The sequence below is a fragment of the Sandarakinorhabdus sp. AAP62 genome (assembly GCF_000331225.1).
Taxonomy (GTDB): domain Bacteria; phylum Pseudomonadota; class Alphaproteobacteria; order Sphingomonadales; family Sphingomonadaceae; genus Sandarakinorhabdus.
The window spans coordinates 148,521-163,306 of record NZ_ANFY01000005.1 but is presented as its reverse complement, the minus strand read 5'-3'; the positions used below and the strand labels follow the sequence as shown (position 1 = coordinate 163,306).

12 protein-coding genes are annotated in these 14,786 nt (G+C 63.4%); 6 read left to right on the top strand and 6 right to left on the bottom strand.

Annotated elements, in window-relative coordinates:
• Positions 1 to 17: 17 nt before the first annotated feature.
• Positions 18 to 1,310, bottom strand: coding sequence for an acyl-CoA dehydrogenase (locus tag D619_RS0105315; RefSeq protein ID WP_017667538.1), 1,293 nt, complete (start codon positions 1,308 to 1,310; stop codon positions 18 to 20).
• Positions 1,311 to 1,583: 273 nt separating this feature from the next.
• On the opposite strand from D619_RS0105315, the gene D619_RS0105310 reads away from it, so the two are divergent.
• The 5 genes from D619_RS0105310 (at position 1,584) to D619_RS0105290 (ending at position 8,751) form a co-directional block, all read left to right on the top strand.
• Positions 1,584 to 2,723, top strand: a complete 1,140-nt coding sequence (locus D619_RS0105310) for a PEPxxWA-CTERM sorting domain-containing protein (RefSeq protein ID WP_243442608.1) — start codon at positions 1,584 to 1,586, stop codon at positions 2,721 to 2,723.
• Between the two features lie 130 nt (positions 2,724 to 2,853).
• On the top strand, positions 2,854 to 4,551 hold the full coding sequence (locus D619_RS0105305; RefSeq protein ID WP_017667536.1) for an amidohydrolase: 1,698 nt from the start codon (positions 2,854 to 2,856) through the stop codon (positions 4,549 to 4,551).
• A gap of 11 nt (positions 4,552 to 4,562) precedes the next feature.
• A complete protein-coding gene (locus D619_RS0105300) occupies positions 4,563 to 5,099 on the top strand; it encodes a GNAT family N-acetyltransferase (protein ID WP_020480395.1) in 537 nt (178 codons plus the stop codon).
• A 365-nt stretch (positions 5,100 to 5,464) separates the two neighbouring features.
• A complete protein-coding gene (locus tag D619_RS0105295) occupies positions 5,465 to 8,191 on the top strand; it encodes a TonB-dependent receptor (RefSeq protein ID WP_243442607.1) in 2,727 nt (908 codons plus the stop codon).
• An 89-nt stretch (positions 8,192 to 8,280) separates the two neighbouring features.
• Positions 8,281 to 8,751 (top strand): Rid family hydrolase, encoded by a 471-nt coding sequence (locus tag D619_RS0105290; RefSeq protein WP_017667533.1) that lies wholly within the window; start codon positions 8,281 to 8,283, stop codon positions 8,749 to 8,751.
• A 139-nt stretch (positions 8,752 to 8,890) separates the two neighbouring features.
• Here D619_RS0105290 and D619_RS0105285 read toward each other — a convergent pair whose 3' ends face one another.
• Together D619_RS0105285 and D619_RS0105280 are read right to left on the bottom strand one after the other, a co-directional pair.
• On the bottom strand, positions 8,891 to 9,529 hold the full coding sequence (locus D619_RS0105285; protein WP_017667532.1) for a carbonic anhydrase: 639 nt from the start codon (positions 9,527 to 9,529) through the stop codon (positions 8,891 to 8,893).
• A gap of 15 nt (positions 9,530 to 9,544) precedes the next feature.
• The gene (locus tag D619_RS0105280) at positions 9,545 to 11,107 is read right to left on the bottom strand and encodes a SulP family inorganic anion transporter (RefSeq protein ID WP_243442606.1); all 1,563 of its coding nucleotides are present in this window, start codon (positions 11,105 to 11,107) and stop codon (positions 9,545 to 9,547) included.
• A 140-nt stretch (positions 11,108 to 11,247) separates the two neighbouring features.
• On the opposite strand from D619_RS0105280, the gene D619_RS0105275 reads away from it, so the two are divergent.
• Positions 11,248 to 11,910 (top strand): MBL fold metallo-hydrolase, encoded by a 663-nt coding sequence (locus tag D619_RS0105275; RefSeq protein ID WP_017667530.1) that lies wholly within the window; start codon positions 11,248 to 11,250, stop codon positions 11,908 to 11,910.
• Between the two features lie 113 nt (positions 11,911 to 12,023).
• On the opposite strand, the gene D619_RS0105270 is transcribed toward D619_RS0105275, so the two are convergent.
• The 3 genes from D619_RS0105270 to D619_RS0105260 all read right to left on the bottom strand — a co-directional run bounded on the left by D619_RS0105270 (position 12,024) and on the right by D619_RS0105260 (position 14,783).
• Positions 12,024 to 12,443 carry an MAPEG family protein gene (locus D619_RS0105270; RefSeq protein WP_017667529.1) on the bottom strand — a complete coding sequence of 140 codons (420 nt, stop codon included), beginning with the start codon at positions 12,441 to 12,443 and terminating at the stop codon, positions 12,024 to 12,026.
• A gap of 22 nt (positions 12,444 to 12,465) precedes the next feature.
• Positions 12,466 to 13,266 carry an outer membrane protein assembly factor BamD gene (locus D619_RS15660; protein ID WP_017667528.1) on the bottom strand — a complete coding sequence of 267 codons (801 nt, stop codon included), beginning with the start codon at positions 13,264 to 13,266 and terminating at the stop codon, positions 12,466 to 12,468.
• Positions 13,267 to 13,340: 74 nt separating this feature from the next.
• Entirely contained in the window at positions 13,341 to 14,783 is a 1,443-nt protein-coding gene (locus D619_RS0105260; RefSeq protein ID WP_017667527.1) for an aldehyde dehydrogenase family protein, read from the bottom strand.
• Positions 14,784 to 14,786: the final 3 nt, after the last annotated feature.

The window sequence follows — 14,786 nt, the reverse complement described above, 5'->3', positions numbered from 1 at the left end:
AGCGTTTCCTGCCACGCTTACAGTTCTGCGAACAGCTTCTTTCGCGGCCCAAGATAGCCGAACAGATAGGCGGCCACCTTGCGCATCTGTATCTCTTCGGAACCCTCGGTGATGCGATAGCGGCGGTGGTGGCGGAAGATATGTTCGAACGGCTTGTGCCGGCTGTAACCGATGCCGCCATGTACCTGCATCGCCCGATCGGCGGCTTCGCACACCAGCCGGTTGGCCCAGTAGTTGCACATGGAAATCTTGTCGGAAAGCTGGCTCTCGATCGCCTCGTGGGGCATGTTGTCCATGTCCCACGCCGTCTTGTAGATCATCAGGCGCAGCATCTCGCACTGGGTGGCGAGCTCCACCAGCGGGAACTGGATGGCCTGGTTCTTCGACAGCGCCTCACCGAAGGGCTTCCTTTTGCGGGCATAGCGCACGCTCTCTTCCACACAGAATGTCGCGGCGCCCAAGGACGACGCCGCCTGGCGGATGCGGTTCTGGTGCACAAAGCTCTGCGCCAGTGACAGGCCGCCATCCAGTGGGCCAAGCCGGGTCGAATCGGGCACCCACACGTTGGTGAAGCTTACCCGTGGGTGATCGGTGGGCATGTTGAACGTCCACAGATATTCTTCCACCTTCAGGCCGGGCGTGTCGGTGGGCACCAGGAAGCAGCTGATCCCACGCGCCGCGCCAGGCGCACCCGATGTGCGGCAGAAGGTGGCGCAGTGGGTGGCGACGTGCATGCCGGTCGTCCACATCTTCTCGCCGTTGATCAGCCAGCCATCCACACCATCGCGGGTTTCCGGCACGGCGGTGGTTTCCATGTGGGTGGCATCGCTGCCGTGATCGGGCTCGGTCAGGCCGAAGGCCGTGATGCGGTTGCGCGCAAAGCCGCCCAGGATGAATTCCTCCTGCTGGGCCGGCGTGCCAAAGGTTTCGAACATGGCGACAAAGGGGAAATTGCCGACGATGCTGTGCTCGTTCTGCAGATCATTGTGCAGGCCCAGGCCCTTCGCAGCGAACTTGTCGCGGATCACCGCCATCCACAGGTTCGAACCATCCTTGCCGCCATATTTCTTCGGCGCCGAGAAACGCCAGTGGCCGGCCTTGTCGGCGCGGATGCTGGCCTCGCGCAGCAGAAGTTCCCATTCGCGGCGCGGCAGTCCACCGTGCTCGAAATCGGTCCGCGCCCATTCGCGGCGATGATCGAAGAAACGGATATTGTCGTCCTGGTTCTCCAGCGGCTTGATCTCGGCTTCGATGAAGGCGTCAAGCTCGGCCAGATAGGCAATCAGATCGGCGGGCAGGGCAAAATCCATGGCAATGTTCCTTGTTCGCTACCGGGCCAGTGTGGGCCGCCTGACGAGCCGACAAAACTGACTGATTGAGGGAGGTCGGGTCGCTGTCCTCAGGCCGCGCGAAAAGCGCCGAAATGGTTCAATTTGTGTCGGATTATCTTACAAAATGGGCGTAAATACTTCCTTAACTATTGTTTGTTTTCAATATGTTAACACGTTCTCCTGCAGTTGGCGCGATTCTTGCTAGCGAAGGGGGTGTAGTCCCATCGGGTCGGGATCAGAGGGTCGTTTTCAGTGACAAGATTTGCGAAGCTGGTTGTGATCATGTTCGGTGGGGCGAGCATGGTCGGTTCGGTGCAGGCGGCCACGCCGATCTCGGTGACTCAAAGCACCACGGCGGCCCAGTTCACCACCACCCAGGTGCAAAGCGCCAACGGAGGTGGCACCTTCAACTTCCCCGGCACTGTCAGCACCACCGGCCCGACCCTGGTACCGATCAGTCGCTTTGATACCAGCACCGGCATCCTGGTCGGGGCGCGGATGAGCGTGAACATCCCCTATTCGATGAGCGTTTCGGCGACCGGCCTCATCCCGGCCTCCGGCAGCGGTCGTACGGTTGATGTCACCTCGGGCATCGCCGGCACGGTCACCATCGCCGGCACCAACATCAGCACCACCAGCTTTGCCGCGTCACCGAAGTGCAATTCGGGTGACTGCCTCAACCAGTCCAACAACAACACCGCCACCACGACCGGCACGCTCACCGGCAACGCCACCGTCGCCACCGCCAATTTGGCGTCGCTGACCGGTACCAGCCCCGGCTCGGTGAACTTCTCCACCTCGGTGAACAACACCAACACGCAGATCATCAATGGTTCGGCGGTCACCACCGGTTTCGCGACCAGCAACTTCGTGATTGGCAGCACGACGCAGGCCAGCAATCAGTATAGTGTCACCTATGATTATCTGAACTTCGCCAATCCGTCGTTCAACACCGGATCCGTTGTCACCACCAGCACATTGGATTTCGGCACGCTGGCGTTGAATTCCGGTCTTGCCACGCTGAACTTCAACATCACCAATATCGGCAACATCAATTCGGCCGGCCTTGAACTGTTTCAGATCAATGGCCCCGGCAACGCCCAGTTCAGCAGCAACATTTCGCCGTTCCTCGATCTGGCCGGCGGCAACACCAGCGCCTTCACCGCCAGTTTCAATCCCTTGAATGTTGGCCTTTTCAGCGGTGCCTACACATTCCTGTTCCGCGATCATGCGCCGGGCGGGGTGGGCATCCGCAATTATTCGCTGACCCTGAACGTGATCGGCAATGTCTTTGATCCGGTACCGGAACCGGCAAGCTGGATGACGATGCTGCTGGGCTTTGGCCTGGTGGGCAGCATTGCGCGCCGCCGTGCCCTGGGGCAGCCTGGCTGATCTGATTTCGCTCGTCGCGAAATGGGCGGAGCTGGCGGGGGCCGGCTCCGCCCTTTTTCTTGCCTCTTGCACTCGCCGGTTTGTGGCGCGACGATGCCAGCAGTGGCAACGAGCCCAGGGGGACCAGCCAATGACCATGCACGCCAATCGCCGCCACCTGCTTGCCGCCGCCATGGCTTCACCCTTGTGGGCCAATTGGGCCGCCCGTGCCGCCGCGCATGAACGCGATGCCGATACGATCCTGCACAATGGCCGGCTGATCACCATGGATGAGGCCCGCCCCACCGCCACGGCGATGGCGATCAAGGACGGGCGCATCATGGCGGTCGGCGATGCGGCGGTGAAAGGCCTGGCAGGCAAAGCCACCCGCCTGGTCGATCTGAAGGGCGCCTGCGTGGTGCCGGGCTTCATCGATTGCCACAATCACCCCATTGGCGACGTGCTGCTGTATGAAGTGCTGGTGGGCAATCCGTTCGAGGTGGAGTTCGTCACCATCGCCTCCATCATCGACAAGCTGCGCGCCAAGGCCGCGCAGACGCCGCCCGGTTTCTGGGTGGAGGGTTATTTCCACGACGATACCAAGCTGAAGGATGGCCGCCAGCTGACCGTCGATGATCTCGACCGGGTGAGCCAGACTCATCCGGTGATGGTGCGCCACCGCGGCGGCCACACCGTGTTCGTGAACAGCGTGGCGCTGCAACTGGCCGGGGTGACGAAAGACACGCCCAACCCGCCCGGCGGCACCTTCGATCGCCTGCCCGATGGCCGGCTGAGTGGCCGCATCACCGACAATGCCATTGATCTGGTGGAGGAAAAGGGCCAGCGCCCGGTGCTGGATGCGGCCGAGAAGGCGAAACGCGCCCGCGCCGGCATGGCCCATATCAGCCGCGAATTCAGCCGCTATGGCCTCACCACCGTCCATCACCAGGGCGGCGACATGGCGGCGATCCAGGACGTGCGTGCCGCCGGCCAACTGACCCACCGGGTGAATTACGAAGCGCGCGGCGCCTTCCTGGACCAGATGGTGGCGAGCGGGTTGAAGACCGGTTTCGGTGACGACTGGATCCGGCTGGGCGCCACGGCCGAACATCTGGCCGATGGCAGTTTTTCCGAACGCACCATGGCGATGTCCACGCCCTACCCCGGCCGCACCCCACCCTATTTCGGCAATATCACCGAGCCGCAGGACGTGCTGGACGCCTGGGTGGAGAAAATGGTGCGCGCCGGCATCACGCCCAACATCCATGCCAATGGCGATGTGACCATCGGCATGGCACTCACCGCCTTTGAACGCGCGCAGGCAAAACTGGCCGTCAAGGATCTGCGGCCCAAGATCACCCATTGCACATTGGTCAATGAAGGCCTGCTGAAGCGCATGGCGGCGCTGGGCGCGGTGCCGGCACCGTTCACCAGCTATGCCTATTACAACAGCGACAAGTTCGGTTTCTATGGGGCCGACCGCATGGCCAATGCCATGGCCTTCCGCAGCTTCCTCGATCACGGCATCAAGGTGTGCGCCGGCAGCGATTTCTTCCCTGGCCCGTTTGCACCGCTGATGGGCATCCAGGGCATGGTCACCCGCACCGGCTGGAACGGCGAGACGTGGGGCGCCAACCAGCGCGTGAGCGTGCTGGAAGCCATCCGCATCAACAGTCTGAATGGCGCGTGGGCGGCAAAGGAAGAAGCCATCAAGGGCAGCCTCACCGCCGGCAAACTCGCCGATTATGTCGTGCTGGCCGAAGACCCGACCCAGGTGAAACCCGATCATATCAAGGACATCAGGATCATCGAAACCGTGGTGGACGGGCGCGCCATGTATCGGGCATGACAGATGCTGCCATGACCGACCTCATCATCCGCCCGGCCCGCGCCGACGAAATTCCGGCGCTGGAAGCGCTGATCACTGCTTCGGCCCGCATCCTGAGCCGGGGCTATTATTCGCCGGAGGAAACCGAGGCCGCCATCACCCACGTGTTTGGCGTGGACAGCGAACTGGTGGCTGATGCTACCTATCTGGTGGTGGAAGATGCCGCCGGTGACCGACTGGGTTGCGGCGGCTGGAGCAAGCGCGCCACCCTGTTTGGCGGCGACCGCTTTGCCGGCCGCGAATCCGGCCTGCTCGATCCGGCGCATGATGCTGCCAAGGTCCGCGCCTTTTTTGTGGCGCCACAGGCGGCCCGCAAGGGCGTGGGCGCCGCCTTGCTCAAGGCCTGCGAGGATGCGGCAGCGGCAGCCGGCTTTGCCCGCACCGAATTGATGGCCACCCTGCCCGGCGTGCCCTTCTATGCCGCCCATGGCTATGCCGCCCAGGGCGAGATCAGTCTCGATTGCGGCGGCGTCGCGGTGCGGTTCGTGCCGATGGGCAAGGCGCTTTAGGACTGCCCAAAGGCAATTTCCGAGCGAAATACCGTCCAGGACACCGGAAACTGTTGCGCGCAGGCCACGCCCGGCAACTGTATCATTGCCGCAACAGGCCTGCGGCCAAATAGCGGGGTGCGCAAATGGCGTATGTCATGCAGCATGGTCTCGGCGCTTGAAGACATCCGCCAATGAAGGGAAGCTGGCGCACAACACGTGCCATGGCGACCTTTTACGGTGGGCGTCGTCAGTGTGAAGGCGATCCGAATCGACCCAATCTGGCGATTGAGTCGCTTCGCGCCCGGCCAGGGTCAGTTGCGTGGGTGCGGTAGAGGGGACGCACCAAGGCAGTTGACGAAACGAATTATAACCAGGGGACTGACATGAAGCGAATGAACGAACAGGCTCAACGGGTCGATCTGAAGCTGGCCACCTCGATGGTCGCTCTGGTGCTGGCCGGCATGGCCGCACCGGCGCTGGCCGCCGATGATCAGGCCGCTACGGCCGCCGCAGAGGAATCCAAGGAAGATACCACGATCATCGTGACCGGCACCCGCCGTACCGACCGCACCGTCGCTGAAAGCCCGGTGCCGATCGACGTCTTCTCCACCGAAGATTTCAAGGCGCAGCCGTCGCCGCAGCTGCAGAACATCATCAAGACGCTGGTGCCGTCGTTCAACCAGAACCGCAACCTCTTGGGCGATGCCTCGGCCTTCGTGCGTCCGCCGAACCTGCGCGGCCTGCCGGCTGACCAGATTCTCGTTCTCATCAACGGCAAGCGCATGCACCGTTCGGCACTGGTGCAGGTCACCGGTGACGCCCTGAACGTCGGTTCGCAGGGCCCCGATCTTTCGCAGATCTCCAGCCCGGCCGTGAGCCGCATCGAAGTGCTGCGCGACGGCGCTGCCGCCCAGTACGGTTCGGATGCCATCGCCGGCGTGATCAACATCGGCCTCAACCGTTCCGATTCGGGCTACAATCTTGCCGCCCGCTATGGCCAGACCTATCGCGGCGACGGTGAAGACCTGCAGCTGTCGGCCAACGCCGGCTTCAAGCTGGGTGATGGTGGCTTCTTCAACATCACCGGCGAATTCATCGATCAGAACGTGTTCGACCGCTCGGTGCCGCGCCCGGAAATCGCTCCGCTGATCGCGGCCGGCATCACCCCGCCGCGCCCCACGGGTAACCGCCTGGGCCAGCCGTCCAACCGCGCCTATCGCGTGGTGTGGAACTCCGCCGTGCCGGTGGGTGACGGTGATGAAGTCTATGCCTTCGGCAACTATGGCTGGCAGCGCCAGTCCAACGACTTCAACTATCGCCGCCCGATTGGCGTGACCGCACCCGATATCCCGCTGCGTCCGGGCACCGGCAACCTGACCAAGTCGATCAACTCGCTGTGGTATCTTGATCGCATCGGCACCGATCCGGTGTCGGGCCGCGCCATCTTCAGCGAAACCGGTCGCACCTGGTCTGATACCGTGCTCTTCCCCAACGGCTTCGTGCCGGTCTTCGAAGCCTCCATCGAGGATCTGTCGATCGTCGGCGGCTACAAGGGTTCGACCGAAGGCGGCCTGAAGTATGACTTCACCGCTGCCTATGGCCGCAACCAGATCCGTTACTTCATGTATGACACGCTGAACCCGTCGCTGGGTCCAGCGACGCCGACCGATTTCTATCTCGGCAAGGTCACGCAGCAGGAATATAACCTCAACGCCGATTTCAGCTATGAAACCGATATCGGCTTGTACAAGCCGCTGTTCATCGCCGCCGGTCTGGAATTCCGGCGCGAAACCTTCGCGGTGGGCCTGGGTGACCGCGCGTCGTGGGAGCCGGGGATCTTTGGTTCCCAGCTCGTGCAACGCGCCAACGGCACCACCTTCAACGTGACCAAGCCGGTCGGCGCCAATGGCTTCCCGGGCTTCGGCCCGGACTCGGTGGCAGAAGGTGGCCGCAACAACTATTCGGCTTATATCGATTTCGAAGCCGAAGTGGTTGAAGGGCTCGATCTCGGCCTGGCTGCCCGCTACGATTATTTCAACGATTTCGGCAGCACCTTCAACGGCAAGTTCAGCGCCCGTTGGGCCATCAACGATGTCATCGCCCTGCGCGGTGCCGCGTCGACCGGCTTCCGCGCGCCGACCCCCGGCCAGCAGTTCACCCAGAACACGCAGACCGGCTTCCCGCAGGGCAGCCCGGTGCCGGTGGCCACGCAGACCGCCCGTCCGGACAGCATCTCGGCGCAATATTTCGGCGCCCAGGAACTGGAACCGGAAAAGTCGACCAGCTTCTCCGGCGGCATCGTGCTCACGCCCGGCAGCGGCTTCAACCTGACGGTCGATGCCTACAACATCGTCGTGCGTGACCGTATCGGCATCACTTCGTCGATCAACGTGACGGCGGCTGACCAGCAGGCGCTGCTGGCGCTGGGCCTGCCGACCGCGCTCGATCTGGGCCAGGTGAACTATTTCACCAACGGCTTCCGCACCCGCACCCAGGGCTTCGACATCGTGCTGTCGCACCGTGGCGACGTGGCAGGCGGCCGGCTGAATTCCAGCCTGGCGGTGAACTACAACAAGACCAAGGTCACCGACCGCCGCAGCATCGCGCTGTCGGCGATCCGGCCGACCGACACCCGCGTGCTGAGCCTGATCGACAACACGCGGAAGGGCAATATCGAAGACAGCAACCCGCGCTGGCGCGCGGTGCTGAGCACCAACTACACCAATGGTCCCTTCGATCTGACCGTGCGTGCCAACTATTTCGGCAAGTTCACCACCTACTTCCTGCCAGTGGGTTCGGTGCCGGCCGGGGTTGATCCGGTGGCCTTCCGCGCCCTCTATCCGGCGCCGAACGCGGCGGCGGGCATCCCGGAATGGGGCAAGACCTTCGGTGCCGAAATCGGCATCGACGTCGAAGCCGGCTTCACCGTCGCCGAGAATTATCGTCTCGCCGTCGGTGTCGAAAACCTGTTCAACAACTATCCGGATGTCGAAACCCGCAACGCCTATCCGTCCACCGGCGGCCAGGCCAACGGTTCGCTCTACCCTGGCTCCTCGCCGCTGGGTCAGGCGGGCGGCTTCTGGTACGTGCGCGCAACCGCCAAGTTCTGAGGCGGGGCCAAGCATTATCGCTTGCCAACAGCGGGCGGCAGGGCAATCCTGCCGCCCGCTTCTTTTTGCAACCGAAGGGGACCTTACCCATGAAATTGTTCACGCTTGCCGCTGCCACCCTGGCCATGGCGATTGCCGCACCGGCGTTCGCTCAGAATGTCGAGAAGGTCGGCCCTGCCGGCGGCCGCATCCTCACCGCCGCCAAGGTCAAGGCCGGTGCCACCACCGTGTATCTGTCGGGCAATCTCGCCTCGCCGGCCACGCCGGGCGGCACGGATTATGGTGACACCAAGACCCAGACGATCAGCACGCTGAAGAAGATCAAGGAACTGCTGGCCGCCCACGGCATGACGATGAAGGACATCGTGCGCATGGATGCCTATCTGGTCGCCGCGCCCGGCATGGACGGCAAGATGGACTTTGCCGGCTTCAACGCCGGGTTCGCCGAGTTCTTCAACAATGCCGAGAACCCCACCACCACCACCCGCACCACCATGCAGGTCGCCGCGCTAGCTGGCCCGCAGTTCCTGGTGGAGCTGACGGTAATCGCCGCCAAGTAAGGCCATTCTCACACCTCTCCTCGCCGGGGAGAGGTCGAGAGACGAGCGCAGCGAGGCCCGGGAGAGGGGTGGGCGACGAGGCCGCCCCTCTCCCGCCGGGCTTCGCCCGAGCCGACCTCTCCCCGGCGGGGAGAGGTGATCAGAGCAGCACGCGTTCCGGTTTCGGCACTTCGTTCAGGATTGTTTCGCGATCGATGCGCATCAGTGGCTTGATATGGCCGTCGCGCAGATCATAGACCCAGCCGTGCAGTTGCAGCGGCTTGCCAGCAGCAAAGGCATCCTGCACCGGGCCGGTGCGGGCGAGGTGCAGCAGCTGGTCGCGCACATTCACTTCCACCAGCCGGTTCACCTGCTCGTCGCCCTGCGGCAGGGCTTCGATCTCGCCGCGGTGATCGTTCAGCACCTGGCGAGCATGTTCAAGCCAGTGGGCGATCGGGCCTTCGGGCGCCCCGTCGAGCGCGGCCTGGATGCCGCCACAGCCATAGTGGCCGCAGATCACCACATGGTTCACTTCCAGCACGTTGATGGCGTAATGCAACACCGCCATCAGGTTGCGATCATCAGGGTAGACAAGATTGGCAATGTTGCGATGCACGAACAGGCCGCCCGGCACCGCCTGGGTCATCTGGTCGGGCGCCACCCGGCTATCGGAACAGCCGATCCACAGAAACACTGGCCGCTGCAGATTGACGTTGCGATTGAAGAATTCCGGGTTCTCGGCCAGCATTTCGGCGGCCCAGGCTCGGTTTGACAGCAACAGCTGATCGATTTCGTGCATGGTGATGGTCCGGATTCAAGTCGCGCGGGCGCGGGTGACGGGGGCGATGATCTGCGCGGCGGCGCGGCGCGTGTGATCGGCGCGTATCTTCACGTCGATGCCGCGATATTGGGCAGCCTTGGCAAAACCGTTGATGATGTCGATGCAATCCAGATCGACGTAGGAGGTCGCCGACAGGTCGATCAGCAATTGGCGGCCGGCCGGCACCCGTTCCAGCGCCTGCTGCAGTGCCGGCTTGTGCATGAAATAGAGGTTGCGCCGCGCCCGCACCATCACCGTTTCGCCCAGTTCGACATAGGTGATGATATTGCCAGTGGAGCGCCATATGACAAAGCCCATGCCGACCACCAGGCCGATGGCGATGCCCACCAGCAGGTCGGTGAACAGGATGGCCAGCACGGTCACCACGAACGGGATGAACTGGCTGAGCCCCTGTTTCCACCGCTGCAGGAACAGCGCTGGCTTGGCCAACTTGTAGCCGGTGGCGATCAGCACGGCGGCCAGCGCGGAGAGCGGGATGAGGTTGAGGATGGCCGGCATCAGCGCCAGGCCGAGCAGCAGCCAGGTGCCGTGCAACATGGTGGACAGGCGCGAATCCGCACCGGATTCGACATTTGCCGACGAGCGCACGATCACCGAGGTGACTGGCAGGCCGCCCAACAGGCCGGAGACAAGGTTGCCTGCGCCCTGCGCCAGCAATTCGCGGTTCTTGTCGGTCACCCGGCGCTTGGGATCGAGTTCGTCGACCGCCTTCACGCTGAGCAGGGATTCGAGGCTGGCGACGATGGCCAGGGTGAGCGCCACCGTCCACACCTTGGGATTGGTGATGGCGGTGAAATCCGGCAGACGGATCTGATCGGCGAGGTCCCAGGGCGTCGCCGACACCGGTACCTGCACCAGATGGCTGGAGGCAATGTAGAGATCAGGCGCGAATTGCCGGAAGGCTTCGTTGGCGCCCACCGCAAACAGCACCACCACCAGCGGGCCGGGCAGCAATTTCAGTGGGCCATCCTTGGGTTTGGCCTTGTCCCACCAGAACAGGAAGGCCAGGCTGAAAACGGCGACCAGCGCTGCACCCCACAGGAAATCATTGGTCAGCATATGGCCCAGAGCAGACAGCGTGTTATCGCCGTCGCGCTGGAAAAAGCTGAAATCACCCTCCGGATCACCATCATAGCCAACCGCATGCGGCAATTGTTTCAGGATCAGGATCAGACCGATGGCGGCCAGCATGCCGGTGATCACGGCGCCCGGCACGAATTCGGCGATCACACCGCCGCGGGTGGCGGCAAACACCAGCTGGATTGCCCCGCCCAGGCAGACGGCAAGCAGGAAGGCTTCAAAGGTTGGCAGGCTGGTGATGCCGGCGAGCACGATGGTGGTCAGGCCGGCCGCTGGCCCGGAGACCGACAGCGGCGAGCCGCTGAGCGCACCAACGACGACGCCACCAACGATCCCGGCCACCAGCCCCGCCATGAGCGGCGCGCCAGAGGCCAGCGCGACACCCAGGCACAATGGCAGCGCCACCAGCGCCACCACGATCGACGCGGGCACATCCTGCCGCCAACTGGCCAGCATTCCAGACTTTTCCTGCATCTAACGCCTCGTTCATTACAGACAGGCAATGGATAGCAGCCCTGCACTGCATTGCATCATTACGGAACCGCAATGTTTCTGCCGGCTTGCACTGAAGGCAGGGATTCGCCACTGATAGCGGCATGTCGACAAAGCCGCCGCTGCAAGCCGTCATCGTGCCAGTCACGCCCCTCCAGCAGAATTGCACCCTGATCTGGTGCACGAAAACCATGCGCGGCGCCTTCACCGATCCGGGCGGCGATCTTGAACGGTTGAAGAAGGTGGCGGCCGATCATGGCGTCACCATCGAGAAATTGCTCGTGACGCACGGCCATATCGATCATTGCGGGCTGACGGCCGTGCTGGCCCGCGATCTGGGCGTGCCGATCGAAGGCCCCCACCCTGACGACAAGTTCTGGATCGACATGAACCCCGCCCAGGGCGCCGCCTATGGCGTACCCGGCGCCGAAGCCTTCACGCCGGATCGCTGGCTGCATGATGGTGACCAGGTGACGGTGGGCGAGCTGGTGCTGGATGTCTATCATTGCCCCGGCCACACGCCTGGCCATGTCGTGTTCCACCATGCACCCTCGCAGCTCGCCATCGTGGGTGACGTGCTATTCCAGGGCAGCATCGGCCGCACCGATTTCCCCAAGGGCAATTTCAACGATCTGGTGGAAGCCATCACCACCAAGCTGTGGCCGCTGGGCAATGAAACCGCGTTTGTGCCCGGCCACGGCCCGATGAGCACCTTCGGCCGCGAACGGCAGGCCAATGCCTTTGTGGCGGATCGGATGCTGGGTTAGCGTCGAATGGAAGCTGCAATAGGGTTCATGCCGAGCGTGTCGAGGCACTAACCACATTTGGCGGGTGCCTCGACACGCTCGGCATGAGCGATTTCGTTCTGCTCTGGCCGAGACTAGACGAAGTTCGGGGCGGTGGCGGAGCCCAATCCGAGGCCCAGCGCCAGCGCCCACAGCGACAGCCCGATCATCAAGGTGAAGGTCACGGCAATACCGACGGAACGAAAGCCATTCGGTGACGGCCGCGACATGCCGACGGCGTGCGAAATCCGGGCCAGCACCAACGTTGCCCCTGACAGCCAGAGCCAGGGCGAATGGTGGCCGGCGGTCAGCTCGATGCCGGCCATCAGCACCAGCAGAAACGGCACATGTTCGGCAAAATTGCCGTGGGCGCGGATGCGTTCCAAGAGGGTCGGATCGCCGCCGTCACCCATGGAAACCATGCCCGCCAGCCGACGCTGCACCACCCGCAGGCTGAGCACGAAGAACACCAGGCCCAGCGCACCCGCCGTCAGCAATGTGGCCGGAATCAGCATGGCATCTTCCCTTGCGCGATTGTCAGGACTGCGCGCCCTTCCTCGGCGCGTCCGGCACCCAGCGGCCGATCAGCTTGTAGCTGCGATCATACCATTTGGACGACGGATAATTATTGCCCAGCACGGCGGCAGATTTTGAAGCTTCTTCCGGGATCCCCATCGCCAGATAGGATTCGACCAGCCGGTGCAGCGCTTCGGGCGCGTGGCTGGTGGTATCATAATTGTCGATCACGGTGCGGAAGCGGATGATGGCCGCCAGATACAGGCCCTGGCTCTGGTAGAAACGCCCGACCTGCATTTCCTTGCCGGCGAGGTGATCGCGGGCCAGATCGATCTTCAGCCGGGCATCGGCGGCATAATCGGTGTTGGGATAGCGCCGGATCAGTTCGCCCAGCGAGTCGAGCGCCTGCTGCGTCGTCTTCTGATCCTTGGTCACCGGCATGATCTGGTTGTAGTGGCTGAGGGCCACCATGTAATAGGCATAGGGCGCTTCACGGCTGCCGGGGTGCAGCGACAGGAAGCGTTGCGCGGCGCCAATGGCTTCCTGATATTCGCCGGCGGCATAATAAGCGAAGGATGACATCAGCTGCGCGCGGCGGGCCCACACGCTGTAGGGATGCTGACGCTCCACTTCATCGAATTGCGCGCCGGCCAGGCGATAATTGCGCCGTGCCAGCGTTTCGCGGGCGGCGCTGTAGAGCGTCTCGACATCCTGCGCGAGATAGCTCTGATCCTTCTTGGCCTTGCGGGCACCACCGCAGGCGGTAAGCACCAGCGGGGTCAGCAGCAGCAGGGCAAGCGCGGAGCGGTTCAGACGGGGCATGCAGGCACCACTAGCAGGATGGATGTTGGGGGGAAAGGTGCGCTTGTGAGGATGAATGGCGGCTGGCCGCCGCCTCACATGTCCTGCGGGCGTCGGCGGATGACGAGATTGCGGATCTCGGTCATGTCCTCCATGGCAAAGCGCACGCCTTCGCGGCCCAGGCCCGAATCCTTCACGCCGCCATAGGGCATGTTGTCGACCCGGTAGCTGGGCACATCATTGATCACCACACCGCCGACATCGAGCACATCCCAGGCCTTCAACATGTGGAACAGATCGCGGGTGAAGATGCCGGCCTGCAGGCCGAACTTGCTGTCATTCACGATGTGCAGCGCTTCATCGAACGTCTTGAAGCGCGTGAAGAAGGCGACCGGGCCAAAGGCTTCCTCGGTATTGAGCTTCGCGCTGCGCGGCACATCTTCCAGCAGCGTCGCGCCGAGCATGGCGCCGTCGCGCTGACCGCCGCACAGCAGCTTCGCACCACCAGAAACGGCTTCACCAATCCAGTTTTCCAGCCGCGCCGCTTCCTTCACGTCGATCATCGGCCCGATGAAGGTGCTCTCGTCGCTCGGGTTGCCGGCAATGAGCTTTGCGGTGCGCTCGACCAGCTTGGCCTTGAAGGCGTCGTAGACATCATCATGCACCAGGATGCGCTGCACGCCGATGCACGACTGGCCGGACTGGTAGAAGGCGCCAAACACCGTCCGGTCCGCCGCATCATCCAGATCGGCATCGGGCATGATCACCACGGCGGCATTGCCGCCCAGTTCCAGCACCACCTTCTTCTTGCCGGCGCGCGCTTTCAGATCCCAGCCCACATCGGGCGACCCGGTGAAGCTCAAGAGTTTCAAGCGATCATCGGTGGTGAACAGGTCTGCGCCTTCGCGGTGGGCGGGCAAGATGGAAAAGGCGCCCGGCGGCAGATCGGTTTCGGCCAGCACCTCGCCGATGATGATGGCACCCAGCGGCGTGCGGCTGGCCGGCTTCATCACGAACGGGCAGCCCACCGCGATGGCCGGGGCGATCTTGTGGGCGGCCAGGTTGAGCGGAAAATTGAACGGGCTGATGAAGCTGCACGGGCCGATCGGCACCCGCTTCCACATGCCCTGATAGCCCTTGGCGCGCGCCGAAATGTCGAGCGGCTGCACTTCGCCCGTCATCCGCACGCTTTCTTCGGCCGCGATGCGGAACGTGTCGATCAAGCGGCCGACTTCGCCACGCGCGTCGCGGATCGGCTTGCCGGCCTCGATGCACAGCGCCTGCGCCAGCTCATCGGCGCGCTCGGTGAAGCGCTTCACGCAATGGGCGAGCACGGCCTGCCGTTCAAAGCTCGCCATGCGGGCCATCGGCTCGGCCGCGGCCACCGCTGCGGCGATACCACGGTCAATCGTCGCGGCATCAGCCATGGCGACCCGCGTGGCGGGCAAACCGGTGAACTTGTCGGTCACCACCAGATCGGCGTTGGGCTGCTCCGGCACATTGGCCACATAGAGCGGATAGGTGTCGCGCAGCGCCATCGC

Coding starts and splice junctions, on each gene's coding strand:
- D619_RS0105315 (WP_017667538.1), bottom strand. CDS start 1,310: ATGGATTTTGCCCTGCCCGCCGATCTGATTGCCTATCTGGCCGAGCTT.
- D619_RS0105305 (WP_017667536.1), top strand. CDS start 2,854: ATGACCATGCACGCCAATCGCCGCCACCTGCTTGCCGCCGCCATGGCT.
- D619_RS0105300 (WP_020480395.1), top strand. CDS start 4,563: ATGACCGACCTCATCATCCGCCCGGCCCGCGCCGACGAAATTCCGGCG.
- D619_RS0105295 (WP_243442607.1), top strand. CDS start 5,465: ATGAAGCGAATGAACGAACAGGCTCAACGGGTCGATCTGAAGCTGGCC.
- D619_RS0105290 (WP_017667533.1), top strand. CDS start 8,281: ATGAAATTGTTCACGCTTGCCGCTGCCACCCTGGCCATGGCGATTGCC.
- D619_RS0105285 (WP_017667532.1), bottom strand. CDS start 9,529: ATGCACGAAATCGATCAGCTGTTGCTGTCAAACCGAGCCTGGGCCGCC.
- D619_RS0105280 (WP_243442606.1), bottom strand. CDS start 11,107: ATGCTGGCCAGTTGGCGGCAGGATGTGCCCGCGTCGATCGTGGTGGCG.
- D619_RS0105275 (WP_017667530.1), top strand. CDS start 11,248: ATGTCGACAAAGCCGCCGCTGCAAGCCGTCATCGTGCCAGTCACGCCC.
- D619_RS0105270 (WP_017667529.1), bottom strand. CDS start 12,443: ATGCTGATTCCGGCCACATTGCTGACGGCGGGTGCGCTGGGCCTGGTG.
- D619_RS15660 (WP_017667528.1), bottom strand. CDS start 13,266: ATGCCCCGTCTGAACCGCTCCGCGCTTGCCCTGCTGCTGCTGACCCCG.
- D619_RS0105260 (WP_017667527.1), bottom strand. CDS start 14,783: ATGGCGCTGCGCGACACCTATCCGCTCTATGTGGCCAATGTGCCGGAG.